Source organism: Staphylococcus sp. 510 (genome assembly GCF_057219715.1).
In genome coordinates, this window is sequence record NZ_JBXVVK010000006.1 from 69,776 (window position 1) to 86,829 (window position 17,054).

The following is a 17,054-nucleotide window of genomic DNA, read 5'->3' on the forward strand; positions in this document are numbered from 1 at the left end:
ATTTCAAGTAAGAAAAGAGGAATAATATGTCAGCGATTGCTCAAAACCCTTGGTTGATGGTGTTTGCTATCTTTGTAATCAATGTGTGTTACGTCACATGTTTAACAATGAGAACCATTTTAACTTTAAAAGGTTACCGTTATGTGGCTGCGATTGTAAGTTTTGTTGAAGTATTGATTTATGTCGTAGGTCTAGGATTAGTAATGTCTAGTTTAGATCAAATTCAAAATATTGTCGCATATGCATTTGGCTTTTCTATTGGTATTATTGTAGGTATGAAAATCGAAGAGAAATTGGCGCTTGGATACACTGTCGTTAATGTGACATCTTCAGAATACGAGTTAGATTTACCCAATGAACTTCGTAACTTAGGGTATGGTGTTACACATTATGAAGCGTTTGGACGAGATGGAAGCCGCATGGTTATGCAAATTCTCACACCAAGAAAATATGAATTAAAGTTAATGGATACCATAAAAAACTTAGATCCAAAAGCCTTTATCATTGCTTATGAACCAAGAAATATTCACGGTGGTTTCTGGGTTAAAGGCGTACGTAAACGTAAACTTAAAGCGTACGAACCAGAAGAATTAGAAAGTGTTGTTGAGCATGAAGTATAAAGTAAATGATAATGAGACGATTGCTGATTGCCTACAAAGAATGAAAGCCGATGGTCATATGCCAACAAGACGCATTGAAAAACCAATTTATAAAGAAAATAAAGATGGAAGCTTAGAAGTTTTAAAACAAGATATCATTTTTATTGGTAAGAAGATAACTGAATAAAATATGACAGAGACCACTCAATAAGTTGTTTTGAGTGGCTTTTATTTTGGAATTGTGTTTGACTAAAATATGAAATAAAATAGGAATGTAAGCTAATTAGAATTATACAATCGATAAGTATTCTGTTAGAATTAAAGTAAATCGTCAAAGACGAACTTTTAAGTTTATTTTGCAGTTAATGTACAGATTTTGTGATTTAAAATATGAATATACATACGATAGGAGTTTAAAAAATGATTGAACGTTATTCTAGAGAAGAAATGTCGTCTATTTGGACAGACCAAAACCGATATGAAGCTTGGCTTGAAGTAGAAATTTTAGCATCTGAAGCATGGAGTGAACTAGGATATATTCCAAAAGAAGATGTTCAAAAAATTCGCCAAAATGCAAAAGTAGATGTGGAACGTGCTAAAGAAATAGAATTAGAAACTAGACATGATGTCGTCGCATTTACTAGACAGGTTTCAGAAACATTAGGTGACGAAAGAAAATGGGTTCATTATGGTTTAACTTCTACTGATGTTGTTGATACAGCACTTAGTTATGTTATTAAACAAGCAAATGATATCATCGAAAAAGACTTAGAAAGATTCATCAAGGTTTTAGAAGAAAAAGCTAAAAATTACAAATATACGTTAATGATGGGTAGAACACATGGTGTACATGCTGAACCAACGACGTTCGGTGTCAAAATGGCATTATGGTACACAGAAATGAAACGTAATTTAAAACGTTTTAAAGATGTACGTGAAGAAATAGAGGTAGGAAAAATGAGCGGTGCGGTAGGTACTTTTGCTAACATTCCACCAGAAATTGAAAGTTATGTTTGTAAACATTTAGGACTAGGTGCAGCACCTGTTTCAACTCAAACTTTACAACGTGATCGTCACGCTTACTATATCGCAACATTAGCACTTATAGCCACTTCATTAGAAAAATTTGCAGTTGAAATTAGAAATCTACAAAAAACTGAAACACGTGAAGTTGAAGAAGCTTTTGCTAAAGGTCAAAAGGGATCTTCAGCAATGCCACATAAACGTAATCCAATTGGTTCTGAAAATATTACAGGTATTTCTCGTGTGATTCGTGGTTATATTACTACTGCTTATGAAAATATACCGTTATGGCATGAACGAGATATTTCACATTCATCTGCAGAACGTATCATGTTACCAGACGTAACAATTGCCTTAGACTATGCCTTAAATAGATTTACAAATATCGTAGATCGTTTAACAGTATACGAGGATAATATGCAAGCGAATATCGATAAAACATTTGGTTTAATTTATTCACAACGCGTATTACTTTCTCTAATCAATAAAGGTATGGTACGCGAAGAAGCGTATGATACAGTACAACCAAAAGCTATGAAATCTTGGGAAACGAAAACACCTTTCAGAGATTTAATAGAACAAGACAGTAAGATTACAGATGTTTTATCTAAAAAAGAATTGGATGAATGCTTCAATCCTAAACATCATTTAAATCAAGTCGACACTATTTTTAAAAGAGCAGGCTTAGAATAACTTTAGAAATTAAATTGAAATCCTATACAAATTCAATTAAAACTACTACACTTTAACTTGTTAGTAAGTTAAAATAGTAAAAAGAATATGCATATAGGAGCTGTTATGATGCAAATTGAAAAATTACGTGGGGATGCATTAAATGAATTATTTGATGCAATTCTTACATTAGAGAATAGAGAAGAATGTTATCAGTTTTTCGATGATTTATGCACAGTGAACGAAATTCAATCACTTTCTCAACGACTACAAGTTGCTAAAATGATTAAACAAGGATACACATATGCAACAATTGAACAAGAATCAGGCGCGTCAACGGCAACAATTTCTCGAGTGAAGCGTTCTTTGCAATGGGGCAATGATGCCTACACAATGATATTAGATCGCCTTAATATCGATACAAAAGAATAAAATAATACGAAACGATCGTAACTATTAAAGTTTAACGGCTATAATATGTGAACGATCGTTTCTTTTTTAGTGTCAAAAGTAAAAAATAAGTTGTACAATTTCACGTTAACTGTTTAGAACTAGCATGTTAAAAATGATATAATTTAAGGTATGTTAAAAAAAGGAGTTTCACGTAATGTATGATATTAAACAATGGCGTCATGTATTTAAATTAGACCCTGCAAAGTCTATTTCAGATGATGATTTAGATGCGATTGGTATGTCAAATACTGATGCAATCATCATCGGGGGTACTGATAATGTAACTGAAGATAACGTCATTCATTTAATGAGTAGAGTACGACGTTATCCATTACCACTTGTTCTTGAAATTTCTAACTTAGAGAGCGTTATGCCAGGTTTTGATTTTTACTTTGTGCCTACTGTCTTAAATAGTAACAATGTAAAGTATCATAATGGAATGCTACTAGAAGCCTTAAAGGAATTTGGACATGTGATTAATTTTGAAGAAGTCGTCTTTGAAGGTTATTTAGTAATGAATGATGATAGTAAAGTTGCACATCAAACAGAAGCAAAGACGCAGTTAGATATAGATGATGTAGATGCATATGCATTAATGACCAATGAATTATATCGTTTCCCAATAATGTACCTCGAATATAGTGGAGAATATGGGGATGTAGAGAAAGTTAAGTCGGTAGCAAACACACTAACGACAACACAATTATTTTATGGTGGCGGTATAACATCATTATCACAAGCACAAGAAATGGCTGAGTTTGCTGATACAATCGTTGTTGGTGATATTGTATATCGAGATATAAAGAAAGCATTGAAAACAGTTAAGATAAAGGAGTCTAGTAAATGAATTCATTAGTAAAGAATATGAATGCAGAGCAAAGTGAAGCTGTCAGAACAACAGAAGGCCCACTATTGATAATGGCAGGTGCAGGATCTGGTAAAACACGTGTGTTAACACATAGAATCGCTTATTTATTAGACGAGAAGGATGTATCACCTTACAATATTTTAGCCATAACATTTACGAATAAAGCTGCTAAAGAAATGAAAGCAAGAGTAGAACAATTAGTAGGCGAAGAAGCACAAGTAATATGGATGTCTACATTCCACTCAATGTGCGTTCGTATATTACGTCGTGATGCAGATCGAATTGGGATAGAACGCAATTTCACAATTATTGATCCAACTGACCAAAAATCTGTGATTAAAGACGTTTTAAAAAATGAAAATATCGATAGTAAACGTTTTGAACCACGAATGTTTATTGGTGCGATTAGTAATTTAAAGAATGAATTAAAAACGCCAGAAGATGCTCAAAAAGAAGCTAATGATTTTCATTCACAAATGGTTGCTACTGTCTATAAAGGCTATCAACGTCAACTTTCAAGAAATGAAGCGTTGGACTTTGATGATTTAATTATGACAACGATTAATTTATTTGAAAGAGTGCCAGAAGCTTTAGAATATTATCAAAACAAATTCCAATATATTCATGTTGATGAGTATCAAGATACAAACAAAGCACAATACACACTCATTAAATTGTTAGCAAACAAGTTTAAAAATTTATGTGTTGTAGGTGATTCAGATCAATCTATCTATGGTTGGCGTGGTGCGGATATCCAAAATATTTTATCATTCGAAGAAGACTATCCAGACGCGAAAACAATCTTCTTAGAACAAAACTATCGTTCAACTAAAACAATCTTAAATGCGGCTAATGAAGTCATTAAAAACAATACTGAAAGAAAGCCTAAAGGGCTATGGACTGCCAATACAGGCGGAGATAAAATTAATTATTACGAAGCAACAACGGAACGTGATGAAGCAGAATATGTTGTTCGTGAAATAATGAAGCATCAACGTAATGGTAAAAAGTATAGTGATATGGCTATATTATATAGAACCAATGCACAATCACGTGTACTTGAAGAAACATTTATGAAATCAAACATTCCTTATACAATGGTTGGCGGACAAAAGTTCTATGATCGTAAAGAAATTAAAGATTTATTAAGTTACTTAAGAGTCATTGCCAATAGTAATGATGATATTAGTTTACAACGTATTATTAACGTACCTAAACGAGGTGTAGGGCCGTCTTCTGTTGAAAAAATTCAAACTTATGCAGTGCAAAATAATATCAGTATGTTTGATGCATTAGGCGAAGTTGATTTTATTGGATTATCTAAAAAGGTAACTCAAGAATGTATCGCTTTTTATGAAATGATTCAAAATCTTATTAAAGAGCAAGAGTTTCTTGAAATTAGTGAAATCGTAGAAGAAGTATTAGTTAAATCTGGATATAGAGACATGCTTGATAGAGAACAAACTTTAGAATCACGTAGTCGTCTTGAAAACTTAGATGAATTTATGTCAGTCCCAAAAGATTATGAAGAGAATACACCATTAGAAGAACAATCATTAATTAATTTCTTAACAGATTTATCACTCGTAGCAGACATTGACGAAGCGGATACCGAATCAGGTGTTACATTAATGACTATGCACTCTGCGAAAGGTCTAGAATTTCCAATTGTGTTTATCATGGGTATGGAAGAGTCATTGTTCCCTCATATAAGAGCAATAAAAAGTGATGATGATCATGAAATGGAAGAAGAACGACGTATTTGTTATGTGGCAATCACACGAGCAGAGGAAACGTTATATATTACAAATGCAACAACGCGTATGTTATTTGGTCGTTCTCAATCCAATATGCCATCACGATTTTTAAAAGAAATACCTGAAGATTTAATGGAAAGTCATTCTGGTAGTAAACGACAAACGATTCAGCCTAAAGCAAAACCAACTCAAAAACGTGGATTTAGTAAACGTACAACATCATCTAAGAAACAAGTCACATCTTCAGATTGGAAGGTTGGAGACAAAGTAACACATAAAGCATGGGGAGAAGGCATGGTAAGTAACGTTAACGAAAAGAATGGTTCTGTCGAATTAGATATTATCTTTAAATCAGAAGGACCTAAACGTTTACTTGCACAATTTGCACCAATTGAGAAAAAGGAGGATTAGTGGATGAGTGAATTACAAAATCGTGTGAATGACTTGCATGATTTATTAAACCAATATAGCTATGAATACTATGTTCAAGATAATCCATCAGTACCAGATAGTGAATATGATAAATTATTACATGAACTCATTCATATTGAAGCAGAACATCCTGAATTTAAGACACCAGATTCACCTACAGTTAGAGTGGGTGGCGAAGCGCAATCATCCTTTGAAAAAGTGAATCATGATACACCTATGTTGAGTTTAGGTAATGCGTTTAATGAAGAAGATTTAAGAAAGTTTGACCAACGTATTCGAGAAAATATTGGTAATGTAGAATATATGTGCGAACTTAAAATAGATGGATTAGCTGTTTCATTAAAATATGAGAACGGTCGTTTTGTACAAGGATTAACTCGTGGTGATGGAACGACAGGTGAAGATATTACTGAAAATTTAAGAACGATTCATGCTATTCCATTAAAAATTAAAGAACCACTTAATTTTGAAGTTCGTGGAGAAGCATATATGCCTAGAAAATCATTTATGAATTTAAATGAAGAAAAAGAAAAGAATGGGGAGCAACCTTTTGCCAATCCTCGAAATGCAGCAGCGGGATCATTACGTCAACTTGATTCTAAACTAGCTGCTAAAAGAAAGTTAAGTATTTTCTTATATAGTATTAACGATTTTACTGACTTTGAAGCTACGACTCAAAGTGGTGCTTTAGATGAATTAGATGAATTAGGTTTTAAGACAAATCATGAACGAGAGAGAGTATCTGATATAGACGGCGTGCTTAAATATATTGAAAAATGGACAGCTGAAAGAGAAATGTTACCTTATGATATAGATGGCATTGTTATCAAAGTTAATGATTTAGAACAACAAGATGAAATGGGATTCACTCAAAAATCACCTCGATGGGCAATTGCCTATAAGTTTCCAGCAGAAGAAGTCGTTACAGAACTATTAGATATTGAATTAAGTATAGGACGTACAGGCGTTGTTACACCTACGGCAATACTTGAACCAGTGAGAGTAGCAGGTACGACTGTATCAAGGGCTTCATTACATAACGAGGATTTAATACATGAAAGAGATATCAGGATTGGTGATAGTGTCGTTGTCAAAAAAGCAGGTGATATTATCCCAGAAGTTGTGAGAAGTATTATTGATCGTCGACCAGAAGATGCTGAAACATATCACATGCCGACACATTGTCCAAGTTGTGGACATGAGTTAGTAAGGATTGAAGGTGAAGTGGCCTTAAGATGTATTAATCCCAAATGCCAAGCACAATTAATTGAAGGTCTTATTCACTTTGTTTCACGTCAGGCAATGAATATTGATGGTTTAGGTACAAAAATTATTCAACAGTTATATGAAAATGATTTAATCAAAGATGTTGCCGATATCTTTTATTTAGAAGAAGAGGATTTATTACCTCTAGAACGTATGGGAAGTAAAAAAGTTGAAAATTTATTAGAAGCTATAAAACAAGCTAAATCACAGTCGTTAGAACATTTATTGTTTGGTTTAGGTATTCGTCATTTAGGTGTAAAAGCAAGTCGTGTTCTAGCTGAAAAATATGAAACAATGGACCGACTTTTAACAGTAACTGAAGAAGAATTAATTGCTATTCATGATATTGGTGGTAAATTAGCACAATCAGTAGTCACTTATTTAGAAAATGATGACATTCGTGCATTAATTCAAAAATTAAAAGATAAAGATGTTAATATGACATATAAAGGTGTTAAAACTACTGAAATTGAAGGACATCCAGATTTTAGTGGAAAGACAATTGTATTGACTGGTAAATTAGAGCAAATGACACGTAATGAGGCTTCACAGTGGTTACAAATGCAAGGTGCAAAAGTGACGAATAGTGTCAATAAGAGTACAGACATACTAATTGCTGGAGCTGATGCAGGCTCTAAATTGACCAAAGCAGAAAAGTTTGGCACGGAAATATGGACAGAAGAAGAATTTGCAACAAAACAAAATGAAATAAACAATGAGTGAGGTACGTCGATGAAGCGAACAATTATTTTACTTATCTCGACAATTTTTATTTTAGCCGCATGCAGTAACGATAAAGATAAATCATCTGACCAAGAAGCAGATCATACTAAAGGAAGTCATTCATCTCAAGTTAAACAGGTGGCAACAGATAAAAACGTACAAGGCGATAATTATCGTACGATTTTACCATTTAAAGAAAGTCAATCACGTGGGTTATTACAAGATAATATGGCAAATAGCTATAACAGTGAAGGCTTTGAGAGTGGTCTGTTAGAACTTAGTAAAGAAGTCTTTCCTACAGATAAATATTTATATCAAGATGGACAATTTTTAGATAAAAAGACAATCAATGCATATCTTGACCCTAAATATACTAAAAAAGAAATTGAAAAAATGAGTGAAAAAGATAAGAAAGATAAAAAGGCTAATGAAAATTTAGGTCTTAATCCTTCTCACCAAGGAGAAACCAATCCAACAAAAATAGCTGAAAAGTCACCAGCGTATTTATCTAATATTTTAGAACAGGATTTCTATGGTAATAGTGATACTAAAGGTAAGAATATTAAAGGTATGACCATAGGTTTAGCTATGAATAGTGAATATTATTACCAAAAAGAAAAAGATGGTGAAACGTATAGTAAGAAGTTAAATGACAAAGAAATAGAGAAGCAAGGTAAAGCAATGGCGAGTGAAATATTATCTAGATTAAGAGAAAATAGTGATTTAAAAGATATTCCAATTCACTTTGCTATATATAAACAAAGTAGCCAAGAATCTATTACACCGGGGGAATTTATTGCTGGTGCAACTGCTGATGATGGGCAAACGAAAATCAATGATTGGAAAACAATTAACGAGACAACTGCATTGTTACCTTCATCTACAGCAGGTAAATATGACGAATCATTAAATAATAACTTTAAACAATTTAATGATAACTTACAATCTTATTTCTCTAACTTCACACAAGCAGTAGGTAAAGTAAAATTCGTAGATAAAAAAGCAAAACAATTAACAGTAGATTTACCAATTGATTATTATGGTCAAGCTGAAACGATTGGTATCACACAATATGTGACTGAACAAGCTAATAAATACTTTGATAATATTGACGAGTATGAAATCAGAATTAAAGATGGTAATAATCCGAGAGCATTAATTAGTAAAAATAAAGATGATAAAGAACCACAGGTTCATATTTATCATAATTAATTACTAAAAATAAAAATGCGCGTAGCAAAGAATTGACCTTTGCTACGCGCATTTTTTTATTTTTCTTTGACAATTTGTTTTACTTTAGCTAAGTCTTGAATTACAAAGTCTCCAGGTGAAGCTGTTAATTTACTTACAATATATGTCACGATAACACTCACAAGAAAACCTGGAATGATTTCATACATACCGAATAATTCATTAATAGAAGCTAGTGGTTTAATCCAAGCTATCCATATAATCACGACTAAAGCGCCACTGATCATACCGCTAATAGCACCAGCTCTCGTCAAACCTTTCCAATATAATGAGAACAATACTAATGGGCTAAAAGAGGCACCAAAACCTGCCCAAGCATTACCAACTAAATTGAGAATCGTATCATTTGGATGCCAAGCAATTGCGATGGCTACGATAGCCACAACTAAAACAGATAACCGTCCTACCATTACAAATTCTTTTTGATGTGTTGCTACCTTTTCTTCTCCACGAATCAGTTTATAAAAATCTTCAGTTAATGAGCTTGAAGTAACTAAAAGTTGAGATGAAATTGTGCTCATAATAGCAGCTAGAATCGCTGCAAGTAAAAATCCGCCAACTAGTGGGTGGAATAGAATTTGACTCATAATAATAAATAATGTTTCTGGATCTTCCATTTTAATATGACGTTCAGATATAAAGGCAATACCTGTTAATCCTACACAAACAGCACCAAGTAAGCCTATTGTCATCCAGCTAATTCCTAAGCGTCTAGCTTTTGGCAATAATTTATGAGATTTAATAGACATAAACCTAACAATAATATGAGGTTGACCGAAATACCCGAGTCCCCACGAAAATAGAGAAATAATACCAATTAATGTCGTGCCTCTAAATAAATCCATATTTGTTGGTTTCATTGCTGCTACTTCACTAAAAGTATCTAAACCATTTAATTGCATCATAGCTACAATAGGTACCATAACCATGGCGATTAACATAATGACACCTTGGAAAAAGTCTGTAATGGATACAGCTAAATATCCACCAAAAAATGTATAAAAAATAACAATAACGGCGACGAGAATTAATCCAAAGTGATAGTCTAATCCAAAGGCACTCTCAAATAACTTACCTCCAGAAACAAAACCAGAATGTGTGTATAAAGTGAAGAATATAACGATAATTAAGCCTGAAATAATTTTAATAATATTTCGTTGGTCATTTAATCTGTTCTTAAAGAAATCAGGGAGTGTAATGGCATCTCCTGCAATTTCTGTATAAACTCTTAGCCTAGGCGCTACAACCCAATAATTAATATAAGCCCCAAGTGTTAGACCGATGGTTATCCAAATAGCTGATAATCCAGTACTATAAACAGAACCTGGTAGTCCCATAATCATCCAACCACTCATATCAGAAGCTCCTGCGGATAGTGCAGTTATGTATGGTCCTATATTACGACCACCCAACATGAATTCACTTAAATTACCAGTTGCTTGCTTATAGCCATAAAACCCTATAATGAGCAAAATAATAAAGTAAATGGCAATCATGATGTAAGTTTGCCAATTTGCATCAACTTGTTGATTTAGTGCAGTCCCCAAATATAGCATATTAACCACTCCCTCTTATCAATGTATTAATTTGTGTCACATGTAATATTATACATTATAGTTAAATGTTTAGAAAAGTGAAAAAATAAAATTTTATTTTTAAATAACTGCCAAAAATGTGATGTAGCGCTTACATTACAAATCTTAATTAATAGTACCACTTATAAATATTGCATAATCATAAATGATTAATATAAGATCTTGTATTTTAATAGAAATATATGATAAATACATATAAATAAGTTACACCCAAATGAATCAATCGTTGATAATTGGATTTCGTAATGTAAATGTCTAAAAACACGTTCGAAAAAGTGGAAGTAGTGATTTAAATTGTTATCACTCAATAAATACTTAGATTTTTAAATGAATATTTGATACAATTTAGTGATGAATGAGTAATAAGGAGGCTTTTATTTAATGACTAAAGTAACACGCGAAGAAGTTGAACATATAGCTAATTTAGCCAGACTTCAAATTTCTCCTGAAGAAACGGATGAAATGGCCAATACGTTAGAGAGTATTTTAGATTTTGCTAAACAAAATGATAGTGCAGACACTGAAGGTGTTGAACCAACATATCACGTTTTAGATTTACAAAATGTATTACGTGAAGATAAAGCTATCGAGGGCATTCCTCAAGAATTAGCATTAAAAAATGCAAAAGAAACTGAAAATGGACAATTTAAAGTTCCAGCCATCATGAATGAGGAGGACGCTTAAGATGAGTATTCGCTATGAGTCTGTTGAGAATTTATTAACTTTAATTAAAAATAAAGAAATTAAACCATCACAAATTGTAAGTGATATTTATGATGCTATTGAAGAAACTGATCCTACAATCAAATCTTTCTTAGCATTAGATACAGAAAATGCGATGAAAAAAGCACAAGAATTAGATGAATTACAAGCAAAAGACCAAATGGAAGGCAAATTGTTTGGTATCCCAATGGGAATTAAAGATAATATCATAACAAAAGATTTAGAAACAACATGTGCAAGTAAAATGTTGGAAGGTTTCGTACCTATCTATGAATCAACTGTTATGAATAAATTGCATAATGAAAACGCAGTCTTAATTGGTAAATTAAACATGGACGAATTTGCAATGGGTGGTTCTACTGAAACATCTTACTTTAAGAAAACAGTGAATCCATTTGATCATACTGCAGTCCCAGGTGGTTCTTCAGGTGGTTCGGCTGCCGCTGTAGCAGCAGGTTTAGTACCATTTAGTCTAGGATCAGATACTGGTGGCTCTATCCGTCAACCTGCATCTTATTGTGGTATCGTAGGTATGAAACCAACATATGGCCGTGTGTCACGTTTTGGCTTAGTAGCATTCGCTTCATCATTGGACCAAATTGGACCTTTAACTCGTAATGTTAAAGATAATGCATTAGTGTTAGAAGCTATTTCTGGTATAGATCCTAATGATTCAACAAGTGCTCCAGTGGATGATGTTGACTTTACTTCTGATATTGGGAAAGATATTAAAGGCTTAAAAGTAGCACTTCCTAAAGAATATTTAGGTGAAGGTGTTAGCGAAGATGTTAAAGCATCAGTAAAAAATGCGGTCGAAACATTAAAATCATTAGGTGCAGAAGTAGAAGAGGTATCATTACCTAATACGAAATATGGTATTCCATCATATTATGTTATTGCTTCATCAGAAGCATCAGCAAACTTAGCTCGTTTTGATGGTATCCGTTATGGTTATCATTCTAAAGAAGCACAATCACTTGAAGAACTTTATAAAATGTCTAGATCAGAAGGTTTCGGTGATGAAGTTAAGCGCCGTATCTTCTTAGGAACATTCGCTTTAAGTTCAGGTTATTATGATGCTTTTTATAAAAAATCACAAAAAGTTAGAACTTTAATCAAAAATGACTTTGATAAAATCTTTGAAAAATATGACATAGTTGTAGGTCCAACTGCACCAACAACTGCATTTGATTTAGGTGATGAGATTGATGATCCATTGACTATGTATGCCAATGACTTATTAACTACACCAGTTAACTTAGCAGGTTTACCAGGTATTTCTGTTCCTTGTGGACAATCAAACGGACGCCCAATTGGATTACAATTTATTGGTAAACCGTTCGATGAAAAGACGTTATATCGTGTTGCATATCAATATGAAACACAATTCAACCTACATGACGCTTATGAAAAATTATAAGGAGTGGAAATAATGCATTTTGAAACAGTTATCGGACTTGAAGTTCATGTTGAGCTAAAAACAGACTCAAAAATGTTCTCTCCATCACCTGCACATTTTGGAGCAGAACCTAACTCAAATACAAACGTAATTGACCTTGCGTATCCTGGCGTTTTACCTGTTGTTAATAAAAGAGCAGTAGACTGGGCAATGCGTGCGTCAATGGCCTTAAATATGGATATCGCTACAAATTCTAAATTTGACCGTAAAAACTACTTTTATCCAGATAATCCAAAAGCTTATCAAATTTCTCAATTTGATGAACCAATCGGTGAAAACGGATATATTGATATCGAAGTAGACGGCAAAACAAAACGTATTGGTATAACTCGTTTACACATGGAAGAAGATGCCGGAAAATCAACGCATAAAGATGGATATTCTTTAGTTGACTTAAACCGTCAAGGTACACCTTTAATTGAAATCGTATCTGAACCAGATATTCGTTCACCTCAAGAAGCGTATGCTTATTTAGAAAAATTACGCTCAATCATCCAATATACAGGCGTTTCAGATTGTAAAATGGAAGAAGGCTCATTACGTTGTGATGCCAATATTTCATTACGTCCATACGGTCAAGAAGAATTCGGTACAAAAGCTGAATTGAAAAACTTAAACTCATTTAACTATGTTCGTAAAGGCTTAGAATACGAAGAAAAACGCCAAGAAGAAGAATTATTAAATGGTGGAGAGATTGGCCAAGAAACACGTCGTTTTGATGAATCAACAGGTAAAACAATCTTAATGCGTGTTAAAGAAGGGTCTGACGACTATCGTTATTTCCCTGAGCCAGATATTGTACCTTTATATGTAGATGACGAATGGAAAGAACGTGTTCGTCAAACTATCCCAGAATTACCAGATGAACGTAAAGCGAAATATGTCAATGATCTAGGATTACCTGAATACGATGCACATGTTTTAACACTTACTAAAGAAATGTCTGATTTCTTCGAAGGTGCCATCGAACATGGTGCTGACGTGAAATTAACTTCTAACTGGTTAATGGGTGGCGTAAATGAATACTTGAATAAAAATCAAGTAGAATTACAAGATACTAAATTAACACCAGAAAACTTAGCAGGTATGATTAAATTAATCGAAGACGGTACAATGAGCAGTAAGATTGCTAAAAAAGTCTTCCCTGAATTAGCAGAAAATGGTGGAGATGCAAAACAAATTATGGAAGATAAAGGCTTAGTTCAAATTTCAGACGAAGCTACATTATTAAAATTTGTTAATGAAGCATTAGATAACAATCCACAATCCGTTGAAGATTATAAAAATGGTAAGGGTAAAGCAATGGGCTTCCTAGTTGGTCAAATTATGAAAGCTTCTAAAGGACAAGCAAACCCTCAAAAAGTAAACCAATTACTAAAACAAGAACTAGATAAAAGATAAATAGTTTGATTTTCACTCCTATAACGTTTAGTGTAAACTATTCGTTGTAGGAGTTTTTTGAATATCATTCGTTTTCACGAAAAATGGTTAGAGCTATCTATGAGTGAGACAATGAATTGAAAAAAGAATGAAAAAGTCATTTATGTATTAGGTAAACGAAGCACTTTAATAAGATAATATATTGATGCCTCAGTTACGGAAATTTATCAGAGATGCTAATCAATAAATTATTAACAAGTTCTAAAAAATACTTTCAACTCGAGTGTAAATCATTTAATATTAAATATGAGTATATGAAGTCGAGGGATATGATATGAGAAAACGAGCAAGAATTATTTATAACCCGACATCTGGTAAAGAGCTTTTTAAACGAATGTTACCTGATGTTTTAATTAAACTAGAAAAAGCTGGATATGAAACAAGTGCGTATGCTACAGAGCGTGAAGGTGATGCTACGCTAGAAGCAGAGCGAGCACTTAAACAACAATATGATATCTTAATCGTAGCGGGTGGCGACGGTACGCTAAATGAAGTAGTCAATGGGATTGCTGAGCAACCTAATCGACCGAAATTAGGTGTTATTCCAATGGGTACTGTTAATGACTTTGGACGTGCGTTGCATTTACCAAATGATATTATGGGTGCGCTGGATGTGATTATTGAAGGACACAGTACTAAAGTTGATATTGGTAAAATGAACAATCGTTACTTCATTAACTTAGCTGCGGGCGGTCAATTGACACAAGTCTCATATGAAACACCAAGTAAACTAAAATCTATCGTCGGATCATTTGCATATTACATTAAAGGATTTGAAATGTTGCCGCAAATGAAGGCTGTTGATTTGAGAATCGAATATGATGACAAAGTCTTTCAAGGAGAAGCATTGCTATTCTTACTAGGATTAACTAATTCTATGGCAGGTTTTGAAAAATTAGTACCAGACGCAAAGTTAAATGATGGTTACTATACATTAATAATAGTAGAAAAAGCTAACTTAGCAGAATTAGGTCATATCATGACATTAGCTTCGAGAGGCGAACATACTAAGCATCCAAAAGTGATATATGAAAAAGCAAAATCTATTAATATTTCATCATATACAGAAATGCAATTAAATGTTGATGGTGAATATGGCGGTAAATTACCAGCTAATTTCTTGAATTTAGAAAGACATATCGATGTATTTACACCTCATGATATTCATAATGAAGAATTACTTGACCAACCAACAGTAACACCACAGATGAAGGCTGAGGATTATCAACAAAATTCAGACGAAGTATAATAAATATTTACAGAACACAAGGTTAGGATAGGCAAGCGTTTATGTCCTAACCTTTTTATATGTGGGGGAAATAAAGTGGAAACATTGAAGAAAAATGATGTACTAACAGGACAAGTCGTAGACTTAACACATGAAGGCCATGCTGTTGTGAAAATTGATAGATATCCAATATTTATCCCAAATGCGTTAATAGATGAGACGATTGAATATAAAGTTATTAAAGTAAAAAAGAACTTTGCGATTGGAAAATTAATAAAAGTGATTACTGAAAGTGATGAACGAGTGGAGCCGCCATGCATATATTATTATAAATGTGGTGGATGCCAACTACAGCATATGTCTTATCAAGCACAACTCAATATGAAAAAAGAACAGGTGGTTAATTTATTTCATAGAAAATCCAATTTTACCAATACAGTAATTAAAGATACTGTTGGCATGGAAGAGCCATGGAGATATAGAAATAAATCACAAATTCCCGTTGGTTTAAGTAAGAATCAGTTACCAATCATGGGATTTTATCGTCAACGAAGCCACGACATCATAGATATGGATAGTTGTTTAATTCAAGATCAACAACATCAACAAGTGATGAACGATGTTAAACAACTTATATCAAATTTAAATATAAGCGTTTATAATGAAAAAACTAAAAAAGGACTACTTCGTCATTTAGTAATGAGAACAGGTCACTATACGAATCAATTAATGATTATACTTGTGACGAATGGAAAGGCATTCAAACAAGCTCAAGTTATGGTTGATGCACTAGTTCGAAAATATCCTAATGTCACTAGTATTAAACAAAATATTAATGATGCACATTCAAATGTGATTATGGGTCATCAATCTATCACGCTTTATGGTGAAGAAGAAATCAAAGATCAATTAAATGAAGTCACCTTCAATATTAGCGATCAATCATTCTATCAAATCAATTCACATCAAACAGAAAAATTATATCAACAAGCATTAGATTATGCTCAATTAACAGGCAATGAAATTGTTCTTGATACATATTGTGGTATCGGTACAATAGGTTTGTATATGGCTGAAAATGCGAAACACGTTTATGGTGTCGAAGTAGTTCCTTCTGCGATTAAAGACGCAAAACAAAATGCGACTATAAACCAATTCGAAAATACGACTTTTGTCTGTGGGAAAGCTGAAGAAGTTATTCTAGAATGGAAATCAGAAGGAATAAGACCAGATGTTGTCATGGTCGATCCGCCAAGAAAGGGTTGCGATGAAACGTTCTTAGAAACAATATTAGAACTTAATCCAAAACGTATTGTATATATATCATGTAATCCGTCTACACAACAACGTGACGCACATATACTTAGTCGTCAATATGAATTAAAAGAAATTACGCCTGTTGATATGTTCCCGCAAACAACGCATATCGAAACTGTGGCAATATTTGAAAGAAAATAATGTCATTTGATGAGAAATTTGAAGAAGTTGATTGCTAAAACAAGACGATTATTAAAATTATATTACAAGCAACTTACTTTCTTGAAAATGCCTTTAGTATCAATCAT

The 17,054-nt window shown here is 33.1% G+C and carries 14 protein-coding genes; 13 read left to right on the forward strand and 1 reads right to left on the reverse strand.

Going from position 1 to position 17,054, the window contains the following annotated elements:
- Nucleotides 1-26: 26 nt before the first annotated feature.
- The 8 genes from AC2D8K_RS05935 to AC2D8K_RS05970 all read left to right on the forward strand — a co-directional run bounded on the left by AC2D8K_RS05935 (nucleotide 27) and on the right by AC2D8K_RS05970 (nucleotide 9,005).
- A complete protein-coding gene (locus tag AC2D8K_RS05935) occupies nucleotides 27-620 on the forward strand; it encodes a DUF2179 domain-containing protein (RefSeq protein ID WP_002452264.1) in 594 nt (197 codons plus the stop codon).
- A complete protein-coding gene (locus AC2D8K_RS05940) occupies nucleotides 604-786 on the forward strand; it encodes an NETI motif-containing protein (RefSeq protein WP_172852392.1) in 183 nt (60 codons plus the stop codon). The genes AC2D8K_RS05935 and AC2D8K_RS05940 overlap by 17 nt, the downstream gene beginning before the upstream one ends.
- A gap of 233 nt (nucleotides 787-1,019) precedes the next feature.
- Nucleotides 1,020-2,315 (forward strand): adenylosuccinate lyase, encoded by a 1,296-nt coding sequence (purB, locus tag AC2D8K_RS05945; protein ID WP_002452266.1) that lies wholly within the window; start codon nucleotides 1,020-1,022, stop codon nucleotides 2,313-2,315.
- A 108-nt stretch (nucleotides 2,316-2,423) separates the two neighbouring features.
- Complete coding sequence (locus tag AC2D8K_RS05950) at nucleotides 2,424-2,726, forward strand: YerC/YecD family TrpR-related protein (RefSeq protein WP_002452267.1); 303 nt, start codon at nucleotides 2,424-2,426, stop codon at nucleotides 2,724-2,726.
- 175 nt (nucleotides 2,727-2,901) lie between these two features.
- Nucleotides 2,902-3,594 carry a heptaprenylglyceryl phosphate synthase gene (gene pcrB, locus AC2D8K_RS05955; RefSeq protein ID WP_002452268.1) on the forward strand — a complete coding sequence of 231 codons (693 nt, stop codon included), beginning with the start codon at nucleotides 2,902-2,904 and terminating at the stop codon, nucleotides 3,592-3,594.
- Complete coding sequence (pcrA, locus tag AC2D8K_RS05960) at nucleotides 3,591-5,783, forward strand: DNA helicase PcrA (RefSeq protein ID WP_002452269.1); 2,193 nt, start codon at nucleotides 3,591-3,593, stop codon at nucleotides 5,781-5,783. The genes pcrB and pcrA overlap by 4 nt, the downstream gene beginning before the upstream one ends.
- A 3-nt stretch (nucleotides 5,784-5,786) precedes the next feature.
- Nucleotides 5,787-7,793 carry an NAD-dependent DNA ligase LigA gene (gene ligA, locus AC2D8K_RS05965; RefSeq protein WP_207024253.1) on the forward strand — a complete coding sequence of 669 codons (2,007 nt, stop codon included), beginning with the start codon at nucleotides 5,787-5,789 and terminating at the stop codon, nucleotides 7,791-7,793.
- Between the two features lie 9 nt (nucleotides 7,794-7,802).
- Complete coding sequence (locus tag AC2D8K_RS05970; protein WP_002452271.1) at nucleotides 7,803-9,005, forward strand: CamS family sex pheromone protein; 1,203 nt, start codon at nucleotides 7,803-7,805, stop codon at nucleotides 9,003-9,005.
- A gap of 56 nt (nucleotides 9,006-9,061) precedes the next feature.
- On the opposite strand, the gene putP is transcribed toward AC2D8K_RS05970, so the two are convergent.
- Entirely contained in the window at nucleotides 9,062-10,600 is a 1,539-nt protein-coding gene (gene putP, locus AC2D8K_RS05975) for a sodium/proline symporter PutP (protein WP_484698213.1), read from the reverse strand.
- A 420-nt stretch (nucleotides 10,601-11,020) separates the two neighbouring features.
- On the opposite strand from putP, the gene gatC reads away from it, so the two are divergent.
- The 5 genes from gatC to rlmD all read left to right on the forward strand — a co-directional run bounded on the left by gatC (nucleotide 11,021) and on the right by rlmD (nucleotide 16,947).
- Complete coding sequence (gene gatC / locus AC2D8K_RS05980) at nucleotides 11,021-11,323, forward strand: Asp-tRNA(Asn)/Glu-tRNA(Gln) amidotransferase subunit GatC (protein ID WP_002452273.1); 303 nt, start codon at nucleotides 11,021-11,023, stop codon at nucleotides 11,321-11,323.
- Between the two features lies 1 nt (nucleotide 11,324).
- Nucleotides 11,325-12,782, forward strand: a complete 1,458-nt coding sequence (gene gatA / locus AC2D8K_RS05985) for an Asp-tRNA(Asn)/Glu-tRNA(Gln) amidotransferase subunit GatA (RefSeq protein ID WP_484698215.1) — start codon at nucleotides 11,325-11,327, stop codon at nucleotides 12,780-12,782.
- Nucleotides 12,783-12,794: 12 nt separating this feature from the next.
- The gene (gene gatB / locus AC2D8K_RS05990) at nucleotides 12,795-14,222 is read left to right on the forward strand and encodes an Asp-tRNA(Asn)/Glu-tRNA(Gln) amidotransferase subunit GatB (protein WP_002452275.1); all 1,428 of its coding nucleotides are present in this window, start codon (nucleotides 12,795-12,797) and stop codon (nucleotides 14,220-14,222) included.
- 313 nt (nucleotides 14,223-14,535) lie between these two features.
- The gene (locus AC2D8K_RS05995; protein ID WP_484698216.1) at nucleotides 14,536-15,510 is read left to right on the forward strand and encodes a diacylglycerol kinase; all 975 of its coding nucleotides are present in this window, start codon (nucleotides 14,536-14,538) and stop codon (nucleotides 15,508-15,510) included.
- A gap of 75 nt (nucleotides 15,511-15,585) precedes the next feature.
- The gene (gene rlmD, locus AC2D8K_RS06000; RefSeq protein ID WP_002452277.1) at nucleotides 15,586-16,947 is read left to right on the forward strand and encodes a 23S rRNA (uracil(1939)-C(5))-methyltransferase RlmD; all 1,362 of its coding nucleotides are present in this window, start codon (nucleotides 15,586-15,588) and stop codon (nucleotides 16,945-16,947) included.
- The last annotated feature ends 107 nt before the right edge of the window (nucleotides 16,948-17,054 follow it).

What these genes read in the sequence shown, in the direction of transcription:
- AC2D8K_RS05970 (WP_002452271.1), top strand. Translation starts at nt 7,803, where the DNA reads ATGAAGCGAACAATTATTTTACTTATCTCGACAATTTTTATTTTAGCC.
- gatB (WP_002452275.1), top strand. Translation starts at nt 12,795, where the DNA reads ATGCATTTTGAAACAGTTATCGGACTTGAAGTTCATGTTGAGCTAAAA.
- purB (WP_002452266.1), top strand. Translation starts at nt 1,020, where the DNA reads ATGATTGAACGTTATTCTAGAGAAGAAATGTCGTCTATTTGGACAGAC.
- gatA (WP_484698215.1), top strand. Translation starts at nt 11,325, where the DNA reads ATGAGTATTCGCTATGAGTCTGTTGAGAATTTATTAACTTTAATTAAA.
- ligA (WP_207024253.1), top strand. Translation starts at nt 5,787, where the DNA reads ATGAGTGAATTACAAAATCGTGTGAATGACTTGCATGATTTATTAAAC.
- AC2D8K_RS05935 (WP_002452264.1), top strand. Translation starts at nt 27, where the DNA reads ATGTCAGCGATTGCTCAAAACCCTTGGTTGATGGTGTTTGCTATCTTT.
- pcrA (WP_002452269.1), top strand. Translation starts at nt 3,591, where the DNA reads ATGAATTCATTAGTAAAGAATATGAATGCAGAGCAAAGTGAAGCTGTC.
- putP (WP_484698213.1), bottom strand. Translation starts at nt 10,600, where the DNA reads ATGCTATATTTGGGGACTGCACTAAATCAACAAGTTGATGCAAATTGG.
- gatC (WP_002452273.1), top strand. Translation starts at nt 11,021, where the DNA reads ATGACTAAAGTAACACGCGAAGAAGTTGAACATATAGCTAATTTAGCC.
- pcrB (WP_002452268.1), top strand. Translation starts at nt 2,902, where the DNA reads ATGTATGATATTAAACAATGGCGTCATGTATTTAAATTAGACCCTGCA.
- AC2D8K_RS05995 (WP_484698216.1), top strand. Translation starts at nt 14,536, where the DNA reads ATGAGAAAACGAGCAAGAATTATTTATAACCCGACATCTGGTAAAGAG.
- AC2D8K_RS05950 (WP_002452267.1), top strand. Translation starts at nt 2,424, where the DNA reads ATGCAAATTGAAAAATTACGTGGGGATGCATTAAATGAATTATTTGAT.